We start from the raw sequence: 425 nt of genomic DNA, 5'->3' as shown, positions 1-425 counted from the left end.
CCCCCTTCGACCTCGTCCTCGACACCCTCAACCCCACCCGCACACTCGCCCGCCACCCCCTCTTCCAGATCTGCCTCTCCCTGGAAACCGGAGGCGTTCCGGAGCTCCGGCTCGGGGACACCACGGTCACCGCGATACCGGACGTCACGAGCGGTGCGGCCAAGTTCGACGTGGAGTTCCTGCTCCGTACGGACGACGGCCGGGGGCTGCGCGGCACGGTGCTCTACGCGGAGGACCTGTTCGACCGCCCGACCGTGGAGCGCATGGTGACCGTGCTCGGCACGGTGCTGCGCCAGGCGCTGGCCGATCCCGAGCGGCGCCTCGGTGAGCTGGACGTGGTGTCGGACGCCGAACGGCAACTCGTTCTCGGGCCGTGGGCGGGGTCCACCGCCGAGATCGGCGACGCCTCGCTGGTCGCGCGGTTC

At 71.5% G+C, this 425-nt stretch carries 1 protein-coding gene; it reads left to right on the top strand.

What is annotated here, in order from left to right:
* The coding region (locus tag FKN01_RS32325) for a condensation domain-containing protein (protein WP_143626196.1) at positions 1 to 425 on the top strand (425 nt) is incomplete at both ends.

It is taken from the genome of Streptomyces sp. 130, from assembly GCF_007096885.1.
In the GTDB taxonomy this organism is placed as follows: Bacteria; Actinomycetota; Actinomycetes; order Streptomycetales; family Streptomycetaceae; genus Streptomyces.
The sequence above is the reverse complement of the archived record's forward strand: the minus strand, read 5'-3'. Positions and strand labels throughout refer to the sequence as shown.